Consider the following 24,840-nt stretch of genomic DNA (forward strand, 5'->3'; position numbering starts at 1 on the left):
AAATAGCTAAGGTATAGAGGGAAAGGAGATATTATGCATAGAAAAATAGACCGAGATAAAATAAATAACATTATATCTATGACAAGTTCTCAGTTGGGAATTTTATATCACTGTTTAAGAAGTAACCAGAATGATATGTATACAATCCAAACTAAGATTGAGTTTGAAGGCAATTTAAATATAGAAAAATTTTGTGATGCCCTTAAAACGCTTGTTAATAATAATGAAATATTAAGGAGTACTTTTAGATGGGAAAACCTAAAGAATCCATTGTGTATGATTTTGAATCAAGAAAAGCTACCATTTACTATGTACAATTACTCATGGGTAAATAACCATAGTTACTCTCAATATGTAGATTCAATTTGTACTGATTTGTTTAATAAAGGAATTAAACTAGATGAAGATTCTTTAATTAAATTTCTATTGATACAAAAAACACAAGAACAATATACCTTAGTTGTACAATACCATCACATAATAATGGACGGATGGAGTTTAGGGAATCTTGTTAAGAGTTTATTTGGTTATTACGATAATGGAAACCAAGCTGTAAAGTTTAAATATTCGAAATATGTGAAAAAAATCAATGATAAAAAATCTGGTGACAGTTATAAATATTGGGCAAATTATTTAGAAGGCTTTGAAGGTAATACTGGTTTAGAAATAAAATCAGATAAAATTTATGGTAGAGTAAAAGAAGGAAAACATAAATTTTCATTTAATTTGTCTCAAGGAGATAATGAATGTTTAAGTAAGTTATTAACAGAGAAAGGAATACTATTTTCATCATTTATATATTCCATGTGGTCCATATTGATACATAAGTATACATCACAGGATGATGTATTATTTGGGACTGTAGTATCAGGGAGAAATATTGATGTACCTGGGATTCTAGAGGCCATAGGATTCTTTTCAAATACTATTCCATGTAGAAATAAAATTAATAGAGACAATAAATTTATTGATCTTTTAACAAGTGTAAATAAAGATCAAGTTGATGTAACCCAGCATAACCTTACACCACTACATCTTATAAAAAAACACTCAAATTTAAGTAATATGGATGAATTGTTTTCCACGCTAGTTGTTATTGAAAATTACCCTATACCTAGTTTAAAAGGGTCAATGGATATTAAATCTGTTGAAGTAGTGGAGCAAAATAATTTTTCTATTATTTTAGGAGTGTTTAATAATGAAAAAATTGAATTTGAACTGGAATATGATGCTACTAAGTATAGTAATAAAGTAATTGAAAGATTAGCAAATCATATGAAAAATATTATTCATGCTGCTGTAAATAATGAAAATATATTAATTAAGGATATTAATATTCTATCTAAGAATGAACAAGTAAAACTACTTAATGATTTTAATGATACTGAAACAGAATTCCAAAGAGAAGTTACTGTTGGCATGATGTTTTCTAAGCAAGCTAAAAAAACTCCAGAGTCAATTGCCATAACATTTGAAGAAAAAGAGATTACGTATGAAGATTTAGATAAACGTTCGTCAGTATTAGCAAACAGATTGATTGAAAAGGGTGTAAAACATAATGACATAGTTTCAATCATAATGGATACATCAATAGAAGCAGTTTTATCTATGATAGGGGTAATGAAATCAGGAGCAGCTTTCCTACCAATTGATATAAAGTATCCTAAAGAAAGAATTAGTGAAATTAAAAAGCAAACTAAATTAAATTTTATAGTAACTACAAAAAAGTATTGTGAAGATTTAGATTTAAGCATAGATGAATGTGTATTTATTGAAGAAGTTAATGATGGGATGAAACAAACCAATTACTCAAAAGAAAAAGATTTAGCGTACTTAATCGTGACTTCTGGAACAACGGGTAAGCCAAAAAGCATAATGGTAAAAAATGAATCATTTACTGATTTTGTGTCCTGGGTTAAAGAGGCCTATAAATATACTGAAGGAACACAAGGCTCATTATCACTGCCATTTGCATTTGATAGTGCGTTATTGCAAATATTCCCTCCGTTAATATCAGGTGGAACTTTAAATCTGATAGATCCTGATGAGAGGAAAAATCCTAAACTGTACTTAAAATACTTAGAAGAAAAAAAGATTAATGTAATAGATGAAATTCCTACCATAATGAATGTACTATTTGATTATATTGAGCAGGAAAAAATATATACAGGACAGAAATTATTGCCAGAGTTAAGATGCATATCACTTGGTAGTGAATATGTGCCTATTGAAGTAGCACAGAAATGTAAAAAATACCTTAATACTGATGGGGAAATAGTAAATGCATATGGACCGGCTGAGGCATCTGTGGTTGCTACAACTTACTTCTTTAGCGAAAATGAAAAAATTGATAAATTCTTAATAGGGAAACCAAGGGTAAATACTAAGGTATATATAACAAATAAGCATGGAGAAATATGTCCAATAGGTGTTCCAGGAGAATTATGTATAAGTGGTGTATGTATAGCTAAAGGCTACTTTAATGATGATGAGAAAACAAAGGAAAAATTTATTGAAAATCATTTTTCTAGTGAAGAAGATTACGGTGTAATATATAAAACTGGAGACAAGGCATATTGGATGGATGATGGCAATATTGATTTCTTAGGAAGAATAGATAATCAAATAAAATACCACGGATATAGAATAGAACTAGAAGAAATTGAAAAGCGTTTACAAGGTATTTTCAAAAATAAAAATATAGTTGTTATAGACAAGAAAGTTAATAATTTTCAACAGATAATTTTATATGTTGAGACAACTGAAAGTCTTGATGTAAATAAAATAAGGAAAGAGTTAAAAGAAAAACTACCTTATTATATGATACCTAGTAGGTTTGTTTCAATTGAAAGCTTACCTAAAAATCCTAATGGCAAAATAGATAGAAATAAGCTGAGAAAAATGAAAGATTCAAATCCTACAAATAATACAGTAAGCCCAAATGTGGTCACTGACAATAATGAAATAGTATCAACCATAAAAAATATATGGGTAGAAATTTTAGGGCACGAAAACTTTACTCAAGATGATAATTTTTATGATATTGGTGGAGACTCAATTACCCTTGTCAATATGTACATGAGGTTAAAAAAAGAGTTTAAAGATATAGAAATAGATATTAGCGATTTATTTTCATATACTACGGTAGGGGAACTAGCAAAATATTATAGAGGAAAAAAAGGGGAAGTGGAACCAGAGACTCATGTGAAATTTGAGGAAGCTAGTGATGATGTGGACAGTGACAGTGATATAGCCATTGTAGGTATGGCTGGTAGATTTCCTAAATCAAAAAATATATTTGAATTCTGGGAATTATTATCTAAAGGGGTAGATGGCATATCTGATATATCTGAAGAAAGAAAAGCATTTGATTTAAAGGGATATACAGATAAGAAATATTTAAAATGGGGATACATGGACAATGTTGATAAGTTTGACCCGTTGTTCTTCAAAATATCTCCTAAGACAGCAGTTAGTATGGATCCACATCATAGGCAGATGTTAGAAGTATCTCATTTGGCTTTTGAAAACAGTGGCTACTTTGGGGATAAAAACCCATCTAAAAATGTTGGGGTATTTATGGGTGCTGTAATGCCTACATATATGCATTATGTTAAAAACACATCTGTAGATGAGCTTTTGTCAACAAATTTACCAGCTAACATAGCAGGTAGAGTGGCTTATCATATGGGATTCCAAGGTCCTACAATTACGATAGATACAGCATGTTCATCATCATTGGTAGCTCTTCATTATGCAATTACATCTTTAAGAAACAAAGAATGTAGTACGGCTATAGTAGGTGGAGTATATATACAAATAGACCCTATTGAACGAGAGTATGCGTTAAGCTCAGGGATAGTTTCTCCTTCACAACATTGTAACACTTTTTCTGATAAAACAGATGGGACAATTGGAGGAGAAGGCTGTGTTGCAGTAATTTTAAAACCTTTAAATGAGGCAATTAAAAATAATGATTATATCTACTCTGTTATTAAAGGGAGTGCAATTAATCATGATGGTGATAGGTCAAATGGAATAACGGCGCCAAACTCTGATGCTCAAGCAGAATGCATAAGAAAGGCGTGGAATGACGGTAAAATTAATCCGGAAACCATATCCTATATAGAGGCACATGGAACAGGTACAAAGCTAGGAGACCCTATTGAAGTAAGTGGTATTGAAAAAGCTTTTAAGGGAAGTAATGTGGAGAACCAATCAATACCAATAGGAAGTTTAAAAACTAATATTGGGCATTTAGATAGTGCAGCAGGACTAGCAGGGGTAGTTAAAACAGCAATGTGTTTGGACAAAAAAACAATAGTACCATTATTAAACTATGCAAACCCTAATCCATATATAAACTTTGAAAGCTCTCCAGTATATGTAGAGAATAAATTAATTGATTGGAAAGAATCAAAAGATGTAGCACGTAGAGCAGGTGTTAGCTCATTTGGGCTTAGTGGTACAAACTGTCATGTAGTATTAGAAGAATATAACAACAACATGGGTAAAAACCGTAACAACGGTGAAAGTAATGAATTAATAGTTGTTTCAGGTAACAATGAAGAAGTGTTATCAAATCAATTAAGAACGGTTTATGATTATTTGCAAAAAGACGAAGGTATATCTTTAAAAGATCTAAGCTATACACTAGGGATTACCCGTAAATCTTATAGCACACGAAAAGCATTTATTGCCTCAAGTAAAGCTAAACTTTTAGAGGATATAAACTCATATTTACAAAATAAAACAACAAAGAACAATGAGCAAATAAGTATTGATAGTATAGAAATTATTGTTAACTGTATATTTGATAATGAACAGATAGATAATTTAAAACAGTTAATATATGGTGAAACTCAATTAGATAGTAAATATAAAAATTACTTAGAATCCATAGATAATGATCATGATTATGCTGTTCTAAAAAGCTACTTATATGTTATAAAGTTATTTTCAAATCTAGGATTTAAAGAAAATAATTATTCCAATGATAGATTAGCACAAGCATCATTTAGAATTATTAACCAGTATGATATTTCAGTAGAAGAGTTAAAGCAATGCTTAAGTGAGTATGACGCAGTTAATAAATTAAATAACAACAATAAAAATACCTATAAGATAAAGGTTGTTATAGGGGAGCAAGAAGACAGCTCTGGAATCAGTGATACGAGTGGAGAACAGCTAATTAATGTTAATCAACATAACTTTAAAAGAGATATTATTAAATTAGTTGCACAGCTTTATGAGTGTGGAATAGATTTGAATTTAGATAAAATATTAGCCGGTAGAGTCGTACCAGTGCCTAGCGAACCATTTAAAAAAGAATCATATTGGGTTAAAAAAGATAAAGAGCTCAGCTTGAAAAACTCAAGCATTCATTTTGGGAAAAGTATTGAATTATTAAATAACAAAAATATCCTCCATGAAATAGAATGGAAAAAGGCTGAAAATACTTTAATTAATTCAAGTATTGAAGGGCTAAAAGATAAAACAGTATTAGTTATTAAAGGCAAAGAAACGGTTTATAATGAGCTAATTGATACCTTGAAAAATAATTGTAAAGATCTAATTACAATAACCTTAAGTAGCCAATTCATAAAAGAAGCTATTAATCGCTATAGGATAAACTGTATGGAAGAACAAAATTACAAGACGGTATATGAAAGCATATCTCAAGACTTCAAAGTAGTGGATTATATGTTTGTTTTATTAAGTGATGATTACAACATATTTAACGAGAGGTACTTATCACCACATAATGAAATAGAAGTGAGGATAAAACAATTAATTTTATCATCTATATATAGTTTTAAATATTTAAATGAATTTTATAATTCAAGTAGCATTAAGAACTATCTCATAACCCAGAAAGCTTGTAAGGTATTTGATGATGATGCTATAATCTCACCTTATTTAAATATGGCATTTTCAATAAGTAGAACTATAAATCAAGAACTTAGTAGCATTAAATCACATGTAATTGACATGGATGAATATATGGTGAGCAATACAAATGATTCACAAAGTATTTTGTTAAAAGAAATATGCAATGACAATGAAGAACTCCAAGTATGTTATAGAGATGGAGAAAGGTTTTTGCCATATTTGTGTAAAAAGGATTTCACCAATATAAAGCTAGCAGATCAAATAAAAGATAATGGTGTGTATATAGTTACAGGGGGTACAGGTGGAGTAGGATTAGAAATATCAAAGCATATATCAAAAAGAAAAAATGTAAAGCTATTTTTAATATCCAGGTCACAAATAGATTTGGATATTAAACATGAAAACCAAAAAGATAATATGGACTTCAAAAAGAAAAATATTATTGAAAGTGTTAAGGAGATAAGAGATAGAGGAAATCATGTTGAAATATTTAGAGCGGATGTATGCAACTATGAAGAAATGAAAAGCGCTATTTCGCATATTGAAGAGAAGTTTGGACAAATACATGGAGTAATTCATGGAGCAGGAGTATTAGGAGATAGAAAAACATTTATAAATTCAACATGGAATGACTTTGATATGGTGTTTAAATCAAAAGTTTATGGATTAATTGTGCTAGAAAGATTATTTAGAAATAAATTTTTGGATTTCTTTGTTTCATTTTCATCAACTGATGCTTATTTATCAAAGGATATAACATCATACTCATGTGCAAATGCATTTGTTGATTCATTCTCAATAATGAATAGACAATATGGAAAGAAATTTATATCTATAAATTGGGGTGGATGGAGAAATACAGGTATGAATAGGAGTACAAGCATACAAGATCAATCAGATATGCTTGAAAATATAGATGTATTAAAAAATATAACAAAATCAGAAATTGGATTTAGTGTTGAAGAAGGATTAAGTTCATTTGATGTTATATTATCATCTAATTCAAACAACGTTATTGTTACAGAGTTTGATGATAATGATATTAAAAACATAAAAGATACTTGTTTTTATAAAATTGATGAATCTATAAAACCTAATGAGATGGAAAAGGAACTTAAATCAGATGTTAAAAATATCAGTCTAGATGATATTAAAAATGAAGTAATAGAAATCTGGAAAAGTGAACTTGATCTAGATGAAATTGATGAAACAGAAAGTTTTTATGATTATGGTGGAGATTCCATTGCGGGGATAGAAATTGTTCTTGAGCTGAGTAGCATATATGGAATTAAAGTAGATGTCTCCATATTGTTTGAATACAGTACGGTTATTGAATTGAGTAACTACATTTTAGATACTTTAACAAAGGGCGAAAAGAAAGAAAAACTTAGAAGTATTCCAAAAGCTAAGCCTATAAACTAAGAACAGAATTATTTAACACCAAAGTAATGAAATTTGGACGAAAGAGGATGAAAAAATGAATAGTGTATATAGAACATATGAAATGTCTCAGGCACAATTTAGATTTTGGATAAATGAACAATTATTAGATGATGTTGTTTCTGAAAAGCCAAATAATCAGCTACTTCCCTTTATTATAAAGGGAAATTTAGACGTACAGTCCTACGAAAAAGCATTACAAAGGATAATGGATAGGCATGAATCTTTACGTACTTTTTTTAAATTGGTAGATTATAAACCAGTTCAATGTGTAGTTGAAAAAATAGATTTAAAAGTGAATTACGAAGATTTAACACATTTATCATTTGATAAAAGGGATATCTATAATTTGCTCAAAAAGGATATGAGTATTTTATTTGATTTAAGCAAAGCACCATTGTTTAATGTAAAACTTTATAAGCTAAGAGATAAAGAGCATTTGTGTGTACTTAAGGCACATCATATTATTACAGATGCTTGGTCTATGGATATACTGGCTAATGAACTTATAGGCTTTTACCACAGCTTTGTAGGTTCTACGCAATATGAACCTGAGGAACTTAGTATTCAATATAGTGATTATTCCCATTGGCAAAATAGTTTAATAAAAGATGGAGAACTAGATGACCAATTAAATTATTGGATCAAGGAATTATCAGATGATATTCAAGAAGTAGAGTTTCCTTTTGATTATAGCAGACCTATAAAAAGCAACTATAAAAGCAAAATGGTTCCACTATCCATAGATAATACAGCATTTGACCAAATAAAAGAATTAAGCAAAAAATTAAACGTGAGTAACTACATGTTTTTACTCTCTGTATTTAATGTGCTAATAAATAAATATACAAGCTGTGATGATATAATTGTGGGAACATCTACCTCTGGGAGAGTGCATCCTGAATTAAATAGCATAATAGGATGTTTTGTCAACACCTTGCCAATAAAAAACAATATTTCTTCAGAAGATAGCTTTAAGGAAGTATTACTCAAGTGTAAAAAGAAAGTATTAAACTTATATGATAATCAGGAAATTCCATTCAATGTTATTGTTGAGAAATTAAATATACCAAGAGAAGAAAAAAATCCAATTTTCAATATAATATTTGAACTGCATAATTGGGAAGTAGAAAACAAATATTTGGACAATAAAACCAATACTAAAGGTCTTGTATTTGAAAAATGTGATTATGAAACAGAAAGCTCACTCTTTGACATTCAATTTGAGTTATACCAAGATAGAAATGGTATGGGTGGATTTATTCAGTACAGCGAGGAATTATATAATCAAAATACCATTGAAAGAATAGCTAAAAACTATATGAAGCTATTAAAGGTTATTATAAAAAATATAGATATAAAAATTTCAGACATTGATATTATAAATAAAGATGAAAAACAAAAATTATTATACGTTTTTAATAGTAACCAAATGGAGTTTTCGGTAGATAAATGTTTACATCAACTGTTTGAGTCCCAAGTACAAAAAACTCAAGATAGAATTGCGGTGTCATATGAAGGAAAAGAGCTAACCTATGAGGGGTTAAACAAAAGGGCTAATCAAATAGCTAGATTGCTTCGTTCTCAAGGGATAGAAAACAATAAATTTGTTGCAATAGTATGTGACAGAAGCATAGAAGTATTAAGTGGGATTTTGGGAGTATTTAAAGCTGGAGGAGCATATGTACCTGTAGATACCAGTCTACCAAATGAAAGAATTAATTATATACTTAGCAATAGTGAAGCATCACTTGTAATAACCCAATCAAAATATATAGAAAAATTAAAGGGTATTAACAATCATGATAGTTTTAAAGGTTATGTATGTGTTGATGAATATACTTATGATAACCATGATATTGAGTATAGAATCTTTGATAAAAACTATATTGATGAGCAATGTGAGGATGGAATTAATAATATAAATGACCCAACGGATTTAGCATATATGATTTATACATCTGGTTCAACAGGTATGCCTAAAGGTGCATTGGTTAGACATAACGGAATGGTAAATCACATATATGGAAAAATAGAAGAACTTAAAATTACTGAAGAAGATATAATAGTTCAAAATGCATCTATTAGTTTTGATATATCTGTGTGGCAATTCCTAACAGCCGTATTAGTTGGGGGAAAAACATCAATTGTTTCTTTTGATGTATCAAGGGAACCCATATTACTTTTTGATCATTTGAAATCAGAAAAAATAACTATATTGGAGATAGTACCTAGTTTATTATCTGCATTTTTAGATATGGTAAGCCAAAAAGATGAAGAAGATAGAAATCTAAAACATCTAAGATGGTGTGTTCCAACAGGGGAAGAAGTCTCCGTAAAAATAGTCAACAGGTGGTTTGAGTTTTATAAAGATATTAAGATGGTAAATGCTTATGGACCAACGGAAGCATCAGATGATATAACACATTATATCATTGATAAATCTTTGGGACAAAGTGTTGAACGAGTTCCCATAGGAAAACCTGTAACAAACATGAAAATTTACATTGTAGATAAAAATAATAAATTAGTACCAATAGGCGTTAAAGGTGAAATATGTGTTATTGGAATAGGTGTAGGAGCTGGATATTTAAAAAACACTGAAAAGACCAATGAAAGATTTATAAAAGTGCCACTTTATACTGAGTCAGATTACTTGATGTATAAAACAGGAGATTTGGGGAGATGGCTAGATGATGGAAATATTGAATTCTTTGGAAGGATAGATAATCAAGTTAAAGTAAGAGGATTTAGAATAGAGCTGGAGGAAATAGAAAATGTAGCTCATAGCTACAAAGATATAGACCAATTAGTTGCGGTTATTAAAAAGGAAAACAATGATAATAAAATAATAGGGTATTTTACTAGTGATAGTGAAAGCTTACACATTGATGAGTTTAAAAAGTACTTAGAGACTAAAATTCCTTATTATATGATACCATCAAAATTTATAAAAATAGAAAAAATACCATTAACGCCCAATGGAAAAGTCAATAGAAAAACGTTAAAAAAATATTCTGGTGGAGAAGAGTATAAAATTGAAGAGGAAATTCAATGTACTGAATCACTTACAGAGACAGAAAATAAAGTTATTGAAATTTGGAAAGACGTATTAAGCATAAGTAATATTAACAGTCAAAGTAATTTCTTTGAAGTAGGTGGACACTCTGTAAGTGCACTACAGGTAGCAAGTAGGATTAAAGAAACTTTTAAAATAGATATTTTGATAAGATATATATTTGCCAATAAGACAGTCAAAGAACTGGGACAATATATTGATGAAGTAGTACTAGAAAACACAAAAGTAGAAGTAGATGAAAACCCAATAATTAAATTGCCAGAAGAGGAATATTACGAACTTGCTCCAGTACAGATTCCAGAATGGTTTCTCCATGAACTTGAACCAGACAATCCATTTTATAATGTAACATTTGATTTAATGTTTAATGGAGAATTGAATATACAAGCTTTTGAAAAATCTTGGCAGACCATAATAAAACGTCATCCAGTTTTAAGAATATATTTTTCTGATATTGATGGAAAACCTATTCAAAAGGTATATCCAAAATTAGATTTTAAGGTTAGTGATATATTTTTAGATGGTAAAAATATAGATAAAGCTAATGAGAAAGAAGAAATTAAAAAGCTTATTTATTGCCATGCAAACCAAATTTTTGATTTTAGAAATGGACCATTATTCAGCATAAAATTAATAGGATTAAGTTCAAAAAGATTTTTATTTCTTTTTACAGCTCATCATATTATTTGGGATGAAACATCATCAATGAATTTAATGAATGAATTTAACGAATTGTATAATGCTTTTACAGAAAATCGTGAGCCTAAATTACCATCATTACAAGTAGATTATCTTGACTACGCAAGGTGGATGAATAATTCAATAAACAACGGCTTATTTGAAAAGCAAAAGCAATATTGGCTGGACAAATTTTCTACTGTGCCAGATGGTTTAAATTTGCCAACAGATTATTTAAGGCCTGCTGTTCAAACCTTTAATGGAGGAACTATATTAAAAAGTATTAGCCCAGAATTGAAAGTAAAGGTTGATGAATTTTGCAAAGACGAAGATGTAACCTTATATATGCTGTGTTTAGCAGTGTTAAATTTACAAATGTATCGTTTGAGCCAACAAAATAATTTTGTTATTGGTTCGCCAATAGTAAACCGTGATAATGTGCATCTTGAAAAAATAATTGGACTTTTTGCCAGTGCAATTCCTTTAAAATGTACTATAGATAATAAAGATTCTTTTAATGATTTATTAAATAAAACAAAGCAAACTGCACTTAAAGCATATGAAAATCATTTGTATCCAAGTAATTTAGCCATAGAAGAGATGAATATAAAGGTAGATTTATCACGTGCTAAATTATTTAATGTATTTTTTGGAGTACAAAATGATAAAAATAATTTAATCGTAGACACGAAATTTAATGGCATGGAAGTGGACTACAAAACTATTGAATTCATTGAAAATAGCTCAAGATTTGATATTACTCTTGCAGTTGATGAGATAGAGGGAAATATAGAATTAAATCTAAATTATAATTCAGATATTTTTAAAAAGTCTACTGCTAAGAGAATGGTTGATCAATATATTACATTGTTAGAACAGATTGTTGAAAAACCAAATGAGTTATTAAATAACTACGAAATGATGTCCATAGAACAACGTAACATGATGTTGGAGCAATTTAATAATACCCAGACTGTATTTAACGAAGATTTTTGTATTCACCATAAATTTGAACAACAGGCAATATTAAATTCAGAGAAAATTGCAGTAACATTTAAAGATAAATCTTTATCTTATAAAAGCTTAAATGAAAAAGCAAATAAGTTAGCTAATCACTTAATTAACCTAGGTGTTAAAGTAGAAGATAAAGTTGGAATAGTTATGGAACCGTCAATAGAAATGATAGTAGGTTTACTTGGAATTTTAAAAGCAGGGGCAGCATACGTTCCAATGGCATATGATTATCCAAATGCAAGAAAAAAAGCTATTATAGATGAAAGTGAAATGAAGATTTTATTAACTTGTACTACCATTGACCTTGAAAATATAGACTTTGATGGACAAGTAGTATTAGTGGATTCTTATTGGGATGAAATTGGCAAATGCTCAGGTTTAAATCCTAATGTTCAGGTAAAGTCAAATAATCTAGCATACATTATATTTACTTCTGGCACAACAGGAACGCCCAAAGGGATTGAGATTGAGCATAAAGGTGTAGTTAACCTAATAGAATGGATACAAAATAAGTATTGTTTAAAAGATGATGAATCAATGTTGTTTATTACAATGTTTACATTTGATGCGTCTATTTTAGATATATACTGGCCATTGGCAGTAGGTTCAAAAATTGTAATTGCAGATGAAGAACAACGAAGAAACCCAATTGAGATTGGAAAACTTGTATATGAACATAATGTAACAGGGTTGCAATTTGTTCCAAGCATGTTAGATTCATTTATTGATGTGGCACAAAATAATGAATTCCCAAATCTTGAATCTTTAAGATTTATTATCTGTGGGGGAGCTATCCTTACTAGGAACTTGAGAGATAAACTTGTAAATCAATTTGATTGTAAAATATATAATCACTATGGGCCAACGGAAATAACCGTTGATGCAATAAGTTTTGATTGTTCAAATGACTTTGAAGGGGAAGTTGTACCTATTGGAAAACCTATCGCTAACACCAAAGTGTATATTCTTGATTCAAACTTAAAACTAGCACCTATAGGTGTTGCAGGAGAAATTTATATTGAATCCATAGGTAGTACAAGATCATATTTAAATGATATTGAGAAAACACAGAATAGTTTTATTCAAAGTCCGTTTTCATCAGATACAAGGTTATATAAGACTGGTGATGTAGGCAAATATTTAGAAGATGGCAATATTTTATTTATTTCACGCTTAGATAATCAAGTTAAAATACTTGGTAATCGTATAGAGTTAGATGAAATTGAAAATAAACTAGTTTCCCATGAGCTAATTAATAAGTGCGCAGTAGTAACAAATAAAGATGAAAAGAATGAAGACAGGATAGTTGTATATGTTGAACTTGAGCAAGAGTTAAATAGTTTTATATCTAGAGACAATGACGTATATAAAATGTTCACAGTTTCTCAGCTATCTGAGTTTAAAGATGAAATAAAAAATATGCATGTAGATGCGTGGCCTGAGTATTTCATAGGAGATGAAACTAATAAAAAATATTGGGGCAAATTATTTGATAAGTTTCCAAAGTATCAAATGGCATTAAGAAATAAAGATGGGGATATAGTAGCAGTCGGAAATTCTATACCAATTTGCTGGGAAGGAACTACTGAAACTTTACCTAAAGGATGGGATGAAGGTTTAGAAAAAGGATTTATTGATGGAGAGAATAACAAAGAACCTAATTGCCTATTAGTGTTGGCAGCAGTTGTGGACAAAAAGCATCAAAATAAAGGCCTAAGTACTTTAATTCTAAAGGCGTTTAAATCATTAGGACATAGATATAACTTATCAAGAATTATTGTGCCAGTTAGACCTACAGGAAAAGCAAATCATCCAGAGGTAGTATTTGAACAATGGTGCGAAAGAAAAAGGCCAGACGGAATGCCAGAGGATAATTGGTTAAGAATTCATGAACGAATAGGCGGAAAAAATCTAAGAATTGAAACTCAGTCCCAATATGTTGTTGGAACTATAGAAGAGTGGGGAAAATGGTCTGGACAAGATATTAATGAGTCTGGAGAGTACAATTTTAAAGACACGTTACAACCAGTAAAAATTGATATGGATAAAGGGACTGGTGAATATTATGACCCCTGTGTATGGATGGAACATCCGTATTATTCCCATGAAGAATACAACTGGAAGTACATTGATGCAAATGGTATTAAAGGGTTTTTAAGAAAATACTTACCTGAATATATGGTGCCTTATAAATTCATATTTATGACTCAAATTCCATTAACACCAGTGGGCAAAATAGATAAAAAGAATTTACCTAAGGTAGATTTGGTGGGAAGAATAAAAACAGAGTTTGAGCAAGCAAAAGATGATATCGAAAAAGCTCTTGTTAAAATGTGGAGTGAAATATTGGATTTAGAAAATGTGAGTATAAATGATAATTTCTTTGAAATAGGAGGGCAGTCGTTAAAGGCAACATTACTTACTTCTAAAATAGAAAAAGAGTTTAATGTTAGGGTGTCATTAAGAAAATTATTTGAAGCTACTACTATAAAGGAGATGTCCAAATACATTAAACAAGAGATGAAGGTTACTCATATGCCTATAATTCCAATAGAGGAGCGAGAGTATTACCCAACATCATCTGCTCAAAAAAGACTTTATATAATAAATGAACTTGATAATAATATAAATTACAATATAACTAAGGCTATTTTAATAGAAGGTAGCCTGAATAAAACTAAAATGGAGAAAGCAATCAATACATTAATAAATAGACATGAAGCATTAAGAACTTCATTCCATATGAAAGGCAATGAAATTGTACAAAAAGTTGAGAAAAACATGAAAATCAATGTTGAATATATGGAAGTAGATGAGTCAATTGTTAAAAAAGTTATCTTAAATTTCATAAAACCCTTTAACTTAAGTGGAGAGCTACTATTTAGAGCATCCGTTATAAAGCTTGAGGAAAATAGACATATATTATTAATTGATATGCATCATATTGTAGTTGATGGGGTATCAGTTGAGATATTAATAAGAGAATTTGTGAATTGTTATCTTGGCAATGAGCTTCCACAAGTGAAAATTCAGTTTAAAGATTTTACAATTTGGCAAAATAATATGTTTAAATCTGAAGTATTTAAAAAGCAGAGAGCGTATTGGTTAGATGTATTTTCAGGTGAGATTCCAACATTGAATCTACCATTGGATTATGAAAGACCTGAAATTCAATCATTTAAGGGCGGAAAGTTAGAATTTTATATTGAAGAAGATTTAATACAAGGGTTAAATAAGGTCGCCTTGGAATGTGGAACTACTATGCATACAGTTTTATTTGCAGCGTATAACGTATTATTATCAAAATGCACATCGGATGAAGATATTATAGTAGGAATACCTTCAGCTGGAAGAGTTCATGCAGATATAGATAGTACAGTAGGTATGTTTGTAAACACATTGGCAATTAGAACTAAACTGTCAGATGTGAAGGAATTTGAACATTATTTAAAAGAGGTACATTTAGAGCTATTAAAGGCATATGAAAATCAAGATTATCAATTTGAAATGCTAGTAGAAGATTTAAATATTAATAGAGATTCAGGAAGAAATCCTATTTTTGATACAATGTTCTCCTTCCAAAATATTAATTCAAATATTAATGAGTTTGAAGGTCTAAAATTTACTCCATATGAGTATGAAGAAATAACCTTACAATTTGAGCTTGAGATGAGTGCTCAAGAAACGGATAGTGGTAGTATAAAACTGGATTTAAAGTATTGCACTAAGCTATTTGATGAAGAAACAATAGAAAGATTAAAAGATTATTATATTAAAATATTAAATTCAATTGTACTTGATAAAAATGTGAACATAGGGGAAATAGAAATAGAAGAGACTAGCGATAAGGTAATTGATATAGAAGAGTTTGAATTTGATTTTGAGTAAAATTTTAAAGCAGCATGTTGAGATAATGTGTTGCTTTAAATAAATTTGCGTGATACAATCAGATAACTACTAATAGCTAGTTAGATAAGGCTTATAGGAGGGAGATATTATGGAGAAGGATTTAACGGAGAAGGATAATTCTAATTACTGGATTAATGAACTAAGTGATCTAGAAGAAGAAACTGTACAATGGGATTATCATAAAGACGGATATAAAAAGGCAAAGTATTCAATAGATATAGATGGAGAAATGGCAAGAAAATTAAATGTTATTTGTAAAGGCAATATGTTTTTGATGTACTCTTTTATAGTTTCAGCAATGAAAATTAATCTGGCAAAATATACAGGCAAAAAATCAGTTACACTAGGTATACCACATTATAACCTCAAAAAATCAAAGAAAGTTGTATACAATAAAATACTGCCGTTAACGTCACAAATAAATCATGATAAAACGTATAAAGAATACATGGTTACAACAAAAGATAAGATACTAGAAATATATGTGAATCAGGACTATTTAAAGAAAAATATTTTGTTAGAAATAGCGCAGTGCTCAGATGTTAGAGAATTAACTCCTGTAAGCATAGGAATGACCAATATTCATGATGAGAAACATATTAATTATATTGTTGATTCAGATAAAAATAATATAAGTTTTATATTTGAATCATCAAAGGAGAATTGTTTGAAACTAGATGCTATATATAATGCAAATAAATTTGCTGAAAGCACTATTAATAACATGTGTAAAACTTTTACAAAGGTTATTAATACGGTTTTAAGTGATTATAATAAGAAAATAAAAGACATAGTAATTTTAGATGAAGATGATAGAAATAAAATACTATATGGATTTAACAAGACTAGTAAAAACTATGAACAAAATAAAACTATACAAGAGATCTTTCAAGAGCAGGTAGAAAAAACACCAGATAATATTGCAGTAGTATTTGATGTAGAAAAAATAACATATGAAGAGTTAAATAGAAAATCTAATAACCTAGCAGTGATTTTAAGAAGTAAAGGTGTTCGCACAGATTCTATAGTAGGATTAATGGTGGATAGATCCATAGAGATGATAGTAGGAATAATGGCTATATTAAAAGCAGGTGGAGCCTACTTACCGATAGATACCTCATGTCCCAAAGATAGAATAGAGTATATGTTAAAAGATAGTGGCACTAATATTTTATTAAGCAAATCAAATCTAGTAGATTCAATAACTTTTGAAGGAATAGCAATAGATTTGTTCAAAGACAGTAGTAGTTTATCTGAAGATAACTCAACTAATTTGAGCATAATAAACAATTGTAATGATTTAGCGTATGTTATGTACACATCTGGAACCACAGGTAATCCTAAAGGTGTAATGATAGAGCACAGAAGTATAAATAACTTAATGTTAGCGTTAGATGAAAACATCTATAAAAAGTATAACGAATACCTTAATGTATGCTTAGTGGCACCTTATTACTTTGATGCATCAGTTCAACAAATATTTGCGGCTATATTAAACGGTCATAGCTTATACATAACAGATGATTATACGAGAAGAGATGCAGAAAAGCTTATAAAGTATTATAAACATAATAACATTCATATTTCAGATGGGACCCCAATGCATATAAAAATACTTTTAAATTGCGAGGAAAATAAGGTTCAAAGTACTAAAATTAAAGAATATATAATTGGTGGAGAAGAGCTAAATCTAAATAGTGTAAAAGATTTATATCAAGCTTTTGGACAAAAAATAAAGCCTTATATAAATAATGTATATGGACCAGCAGAATGTTGTGTTGATTCTAGTATTTATAAAATAAACTCAGATAAAATAAATGATTTAGAGTTTATACCAATAGGCAAACCAATGACTAATTATAATCTATATATACTTAGTGAATACAATGAAGTAATGCCAATAGGAGTACAAGGAGAACTTTGCATATCAGGTGATGGGGTAGGAAGAGGATACTTAAATAACCCTAAACTAACTTCAGAAAAATTTGTAGACAATCCATTTGAATTAGGTACTAAGATGTACAAAACAGGGGACTTAGCAAGATGGTTACCAGATGGCAACATAGAGTTCTTAGGAAGAATAGATAACCAAGTAAAAATAAGGGGATTTAGAATAGAGCTTGGTGAGATAGAAAACAAAGTACTGGAGAATAAGGACGTTAAAGAAGCAACGGCTATAGTAATAGATGATAAAAATGGAGATAAGCATATTTGCTTATATATAGTAAGCGAAAAATCCATAAGTAATTTAAACTTAAGAGAATACTTGAAAGAAAGTTTACCAGAATATATGGTTCCATCATACTTTGTAAAACTAGATAAGATGCCAATAACATCTAATGGAAAACGAGATAGAAAAGCACTTCCTAAGCCTAAACTAGATGAGAGCCTAACTAATTATGAAGCACCAAGAAACGAACTAGAAAAAAATCTAGCACAAATTTGGAGTGAAGTTTTAGGAATAAATAAAATAGGAATAGATGATAATTTCTTCGAACTGGGAGGTCACTCATTAAAGGCGATGACACTTATCTCTAAGATTCATAAAAAGACAAATAAAGAAGTGTCATTAAAAGAACTATTCAATTCACCAACAATAAAAGGCATAAGCAAGGTTATACAAGATGCTGAGGAAAATATATACTTTCAAATAGAAAAGATACAAGACAGAGAATATTATGAAGCATCATCAGCACAAAAGAGAATGTACGTAATACAAGGCTTTGATAAAAAAAGTGTAGCCTATAACATGCCACAAATCTTTAAACTACAAGGTATAATAGATCAAGAAAAAATAGAAAGTGTGTTAAAAGAATTAGTAAAAAGACATGAAGCATTAAGAACTTACTTTGAAGCAGTTGATGATAAAATAGTACAAAAGATAGATAATAAATATGAGTTTAAGTTAGACATATTAAAAGGGCAAACTTTTAGTGCTTTAACAAACTCAAAAAACCATATTGAGCAAATAGCCAAGGACTTTGTTCAACCATTTGATTTAGGAAAAGCACCATTATTTAGAGCTGAACTAGTTGAAATACAAGGGAGGAGTTACCTATTAATAGATATGCATCACATAGTATCTGATGGAGTATCTATGAGCATTTTAATTAATGAATTTACCACACTACATAATGGCGGAAAGTTAGAACCGCTAAAATTACAGTATAGAGACTTTTCAACATGGCAAAATAAATACTTACAATCAGAAGAAATAAAAGATCAAGAACAATATTGGATAAACAAATTTAATAATGAAATACCAGTGTTAAATATGCCAACTGATTATGAAAGACCTGCCATAAAAAGCTTTGAAGGTGATAATGTAAGTTTTGAAATAGAAAGCAGTACATTAAATAAACTAAAAGAGCTAACAAATAAAACAGGAACAACAATGCATATGGTACTATTATCAGCTTTCAACATACTATTATCCAAATACAGTGGACAAGAAGACATAGTAATAGGAACGCCAATAGCAGGAAGACCCTATGTAGACTTACAAAACATAATGGGTATGTTTGTAAACACACTAGCACTAAGAAATAGACCAGAAGAAGATAAAAAATATTTAGATTTTTTAAACGAAGTAAAAGAAAACTCATTAAAAGCATATCATAATCAAAGCTATCAACTAGACATATTAATAGAAAGATTAAATATTGTAAGAGACACAAGTAGAAATCCACTATTTGATGTTATGTTTAACATGTTAGACACAGTAACAGATGTAAACATTAAACTTAACAATATGGAACTAACACCGTATATGAGTGAAAATACAGTAGCCAAATTTGATCTAACATTAAATGCATTAGAACAAGAAAACAAAATAATCATTAGCATAGACTACTATACAAAACTATTTAACAAAAGTAGCGTAGAAAGGCTAGGTAAGCACTATTTATCCATATTAAAAAATATAGCAACAAACACAGAAATGAAACTTGGACAAATTGATTTATTAAGTGATGAAGAAAAAAACCTAATACTACACAATTTTAACAACACCAAGATAGAGTATCCAAGAAACAAAACAATACAAGAGCTATTTGAAATACAGGCAGAAAAGACGCCTGACAATATAGCAGTAGTATTTGAAGATAACAAATTAACGTACAAAGAATTAAATGAAAAAGCAAATAGTTTAGCAAAACTACTAAGAAATAAAGGGGTTAAAGCAGATTTCATAGTAGGAATAATGATAGATAGATCATTAGAAATGATAATAGGAATTATAGGAATTTTAAAAGCAGGGGGAGCTTACTTACCAATAGAACCTGACCATCCTAAGCAAAGAATAGAATATATGCTAAAGGATAGCCAAAGTCAAATATTATTAACGACAGAATCACAAGTTAAGGAAATAGGATTCGGTGGTGAAATTATAGATTTATACAAAGAATCATTTAGTGACAGCTTAAAAAATTTACCTCAAATAAATAGTTCACACAATCTAGCATATGTCATATACACTTCAGGAACAACGGGTAATCCTAAAGGTACCATGCTTAAGCACTCAAACCTAAACAACTTTATAATGAGCTTAAACAAAAGCTTTAAAGACCTAATTGGATATAAAGACAAAGTACTGTCACTAACAAACTATATATTTGATGTAAGTGTATGCGAAATATTTTCAGCACTAACAAATGGAGCAACATTAGTTATAAATGATAAACACAAAACATTTGACCCTAATGAGATAAGCAGGTTAATAATGAAGAATAAGATTACGTTTACTTACATTCCACCTCTATTATTAACAAGCGTGTATGAAAAACTAAAGATATCTAGTGCAAAATCGGAAATAAAGCTAAACAAGCTATTAGTTGGAGTAGAAGCCATAAGAGGAAAAACACTAAATAACTTTTACGAATTAAACAAAAGCATGGAAATAATAAACGGGTATGGACCAACAGAAACAACCATATGTTCAACATTCTATAATGTAAATCAAGGTGAGATTGAAGATAAATCAGTTCCGATAGGAAAACCGCTAGGAAATACAAAAATATATATAGTAAATAATAATAAATTACAACCAATAGGAGTACCAGGTGAACTTTGTGTATCAGGTGATGGGGTAGGAAGAGGGTATTTAAATAACCCTAAACTAACTTCAGAAAAATTTGTAGACAATCCATTTGAATTAGGTACTAAGATGTACAAGACAGGGGACTTAGCAAGATGGTTGCCAGACGGCAACATAGAGTTCTTAGGAAGAATAGATAACCAAGTAAAAGTAAGAGGATTTAGAATTGAGCTTGGTGAGATAGAAAATGCAATATTAAAGTGTGGTATTAAAGAAACAGTAGTTATTGTTAAAGAAAGAAAAGTTGGAGAAAAATATTTAGTTGCTTTTGTAAAATGTGAGGGAACCAATATTACAAATATACGTAAAAGCTTGAAGGATACATTACCTAATTATAGGGTTCCAGATTTCATAGTAGAAATTGAAGAGATGCCTATGACATCTAGTGGAAAGGTAGATAGGAAGGCACTGCAACAACTTGAAGAATATTACATTAAGTGTGAAGGATATGTTGAACCTAGAACAGAAACAGAAAAGGTATTAGCAAAGATTTGGGGAAAGCTTTTAAACTTAGATAGTGTGAGCTTAAATGATAGCTTTTTTGAAGTAGGGGGGAATTCACTACTAATAATAAACATGCTGGATAAATTACAGAATGAAATAAAGGTTTCACTTGAAATAGGAGATTTGTACAAATATCCAGTTCTACAAGAGTTATCAGAGATTATTGATAAAAAGAAGCTAACATCAGAAAAAGTAAAGGAAGGAATAATATTATTACGTAAAGGAAGTAAAAAAAGGAGTAAAAAGCTTATTCTTATTCATGGAGGAAGCGGCTCTATTGGAGGATATGCAAACTTATTTAGAGAAGAGAAATTTAGCATAGATAAAGATTATGATGTGTACGCCATAAAATTTAGTAAGTTAAAAAGCTGCGCGCCAATGGAAATTTCCATAAATGACTTAGCCGATGACTATGCAGATATAGTTGAAAAGTATTTCAAAGATGAATCTATAGTCTTGGGAGGATGGTGTATTGGAAGTTTAATAGCAACAGAAATTGCTAAAATCCTTGAGAAAAGGAAAATTAGTGTACAGAAACTCCTAATATTTAACGCCATAGCACCAAGAAAATGGGAAGATAAGATTAGTTTTAATATGGAAAGTGAAATAGAGTATTTAAAAGGAATAGTTGATGCAGATTTATTGAACAAGGTGTCTGGTGAAGCTAGGGATGTTGAAGAAGTGTGGCAGAATATATTGCCATATGTAATAGAAAATACTGATATATTAAATAAAGTACCTGAAGAAATATTACACTCAATCCCGAATTATAAAACGCTAACAGTCCAAGATATAATTTACTATTTGGTTTGTATGCGAGTACTTCATAGAGCTAGGTTATATTATGTGCCAAGAGAAAAGGTAAAGGTTAAAGTTTATTATTTTAACCCTACCAGAGATATAACTATAGACAATAAAGAGAACAATATTAATATATGGCAAAAATACTTTGAAAATAATATACAGGTTTTAAATGTAGACGGAGACGAGCATACAATTTTTGATGAGGATATTAAACATATGATAAATAAGATAAATCAAGTGTTGCTACAAGGACTTTAGAAAAGTTTATCTATAAACTAGGAGTGTCATATTATTTACTTGAGGCATTAGGTGCTTTTTTCTTGGAATAAAGATTGAAAACTGAAAAGATATATAATAAGATATAATTAATAGCTTTAAATAGTAGTATACAAAATATTATTATAGTTATTTTTAGTTTGCAAAAATTAGTAAAATAAAGGAAAGATAGTACCTAGGTGGTAATCATATGGAAAATCATAAATATTCTCAAGAAGATATAGATATATTTTGGACAAAGTTTTTGAAGAAACGTAGTATGGATAAGGAAACAAAGTACTTAGAAGTATTTCACTTTGAATTAACTGAAAAATGGGCAAATGAGTTATTGAGATTGGTACTAATAGGTCAAAAAAAAGCTACAGTAAGCAGTTTATTATCATATGAAATAGAAGGTGAACCAGTTCCACAAGTTGGAGCTTTTAGTATTGTCACTGACTGGGATGGTGTACCTAGATGTGTTATTAAAACTACTAATATAAGAGTTATTCCCTTTTGCGAAATCACCTATGATATTTGTAAACTTGAAGGTGAAGATGATACATTGATATCTTGGGTTAATGGACATACTCGTTTCTTTAAAGAAGAAGGTGAACAATTAGGGTATGAGTTTAGTGAGGATATGCCGGTAGTATTTGAAGAGTTTGAAGTTGTTTATAAAGTGTAATAAAACTACTGGCCATAATAGGACTAGCATGGATAAAATACATAGAAGTATGGCTAGTAAAATATTGATATTAGTAATGATATAGGTAATATAAGTTGAAATTCCCTTTACAGTATATAAATTATAAAAGTGTTAGAACATTGGTTTGGATTATACGGTGTAAAGAGGATGAAGTCTGAAAAAGAACACTTAAAAAAAGGCCGACCTTAATAAAGAGGTTAACTAAATTTTTTATTAACGATTATCATATATATTCAATACAGAAACATCTATACCTTGTGAAGCAATAAAAGATAATGCCGTTTCCATAGTTAATACAACCTTTGGCTCATTAGGTTTTGGATTAACTAATTCTTGCGGATAGCTTTGTTATACCAGGTAACTCGGAAATAAACTTAATTTTACTAAAAGCAAGTAGTGTTGACAACTTTTTAATAAATTATTTGTGACGGCTTTACGCCGTAATGTAGGTAAATATGAAAGGTAGGTAAATATGAAGGGATTAGTTTTAGCTAAAATAGATAAGCAAATGATAGCTGCTTGTGTGGATTTATTTATTGATACATTTACTAAAGAGCCATGGAACGATGTTTATGAATCGAGGCAACAAGTAATGACATTTTTTGAGAACCTTTATGCTAATAATTATTTTGTAGGATATGTAGTTATGCTAGATGATAAAGTAGTAGCGTTAAGTGTTGGTATGAAAAAGCCGTGGATAGAAGGTTTAGAGTATTACATTGATGAATTTTGTGTTAGTCATAAAATGCAAGGAAAAGGTATTGGAAGCTGGTTTGTGGAGGCAATAGAAAAAGATATTAAAGAACAAGGAATGAATGGAATGATATTAAACACAGAAAAAGATTATCCGTCATATAGATTCTATGTGAAAAATGGATTTAGAGCGTTAGGTGATTTAATAGTACTTGGAAAGTAATAAGTTAATAAGTAAGTTCACGGTAAACGAGAACTATAATTTTAAAAACAGCTGATAAACTATTATTCTACTTTGCTGTTATCCAATCATAGATATTTATTTAACAACTCATATAAGCTTTTTAGCCCTTCCTTGACAGTAGGGTATGTTTCGAGGATTGAAAAGAAGGCACTTAGTAAGTTATATAAGGAGTTTAATGGAAGTAGATAAATGATACACAAGAATAACAATAAAATGTTGAATAGACTCATTTATTAAGGCTACGGTGATGAACTGTAGCCTTAGTTTTGATTAAAGAATACAACTCCATCAACTTTTTTATTCTTGGTAAAAGAAAAATAACCATCTACCATATGTAAGATACTTATTAAAATAAATCCAATTACAACTGAATCAGCTAATAGAAATTTATTAAGCAGGATTTGTTTATTTAGTATAAGCATTAATTTAATAATAATCAATTTAGGAGTGATTTAGCATGGATAACATTGGAATGAAGTAATGAGGTTAGAGGAACAATATGGATTTTAATACACTAAATAATT

5 protein-coding genes are annotated in these 24,840 nt (G+C 29.6%); all 5 read left to right on the forward strand.

Annotated elements, in window-relative coordinates:
- Positions 1–33: 33 nt before the first annotated feature.
- The 5 genes from ACX6CF_RS01170 (at position 34) to ACX6CF_RS01190 (ending at position 24,295) form a co-directional block, all read left to right on the forward strand.
- A complete protein-coding gene (locus tag ACX6CF_RS01170) occupies positions 34–7,314 on the forward strand; it encodes an amino acid adenylation domain-containing protein (protein WP_458783457.1) in 7,281 nt (2,426 codons plus the stop codon).
- Positions 7,315–7,369: 55 nt separating this feature from the next.
- Positions 7,370–15,991: an amino acid adenylation domain-containing protein gene (locus ACX6CF_RS01175; RefSeq protein WP_458783458.1), complete on the forward strand. Its 8,622-nt coding sequence runs from the start codon at positions 7,370–7,372 to the stop codon at positions 15,989–15,991.
- Between the two features lie 109 nt (positions 15,992–16,100).
- Entirely contained in the window at positions 16,101–22,673 is a 6,573-nt protein-coding gene (locus tag ACX6CF_RS01180) for a non-ribosomal peptide synthetase (RefSeq protein ID WP_458783459.1), read from the forward strand.
- A gap of 208 nt (positions 22,674–22,881) precedes the next feature.
- Positions 22,882–23,358 carry an ASCH domain-containing protein gene (locus tag ACX6CF_RS01185; RefSeq protein WP_458783460.1) on the forward strand — a complete coding sequence of 159 codons (477 nt, stop codon included), beginning with the start codon at positions 22,882–22,884 and terminating at the stop codon, positions 23,356–23,358.
- 493 nt (positions 23,359–23,851) lie between these two features.
- Positions 23,852–24,295 carry an N-acetyltransferase family protein gene (locus ACX6CF_RS01190; RefSeq protein ID WP_458783461.1) on the forward strand — a complete coding sequence of 148 codons (444 nt, stop codon included), beginning with the start codon at positions 23,852–23,854 and terminating at the stop codon, positions 24,293–24,295.
- Positions 24,296–24,840: the final 545 nt, after the last annotated feature.

This window comes from Vallitalea sediminicola, from assembly GCF_054408565.1.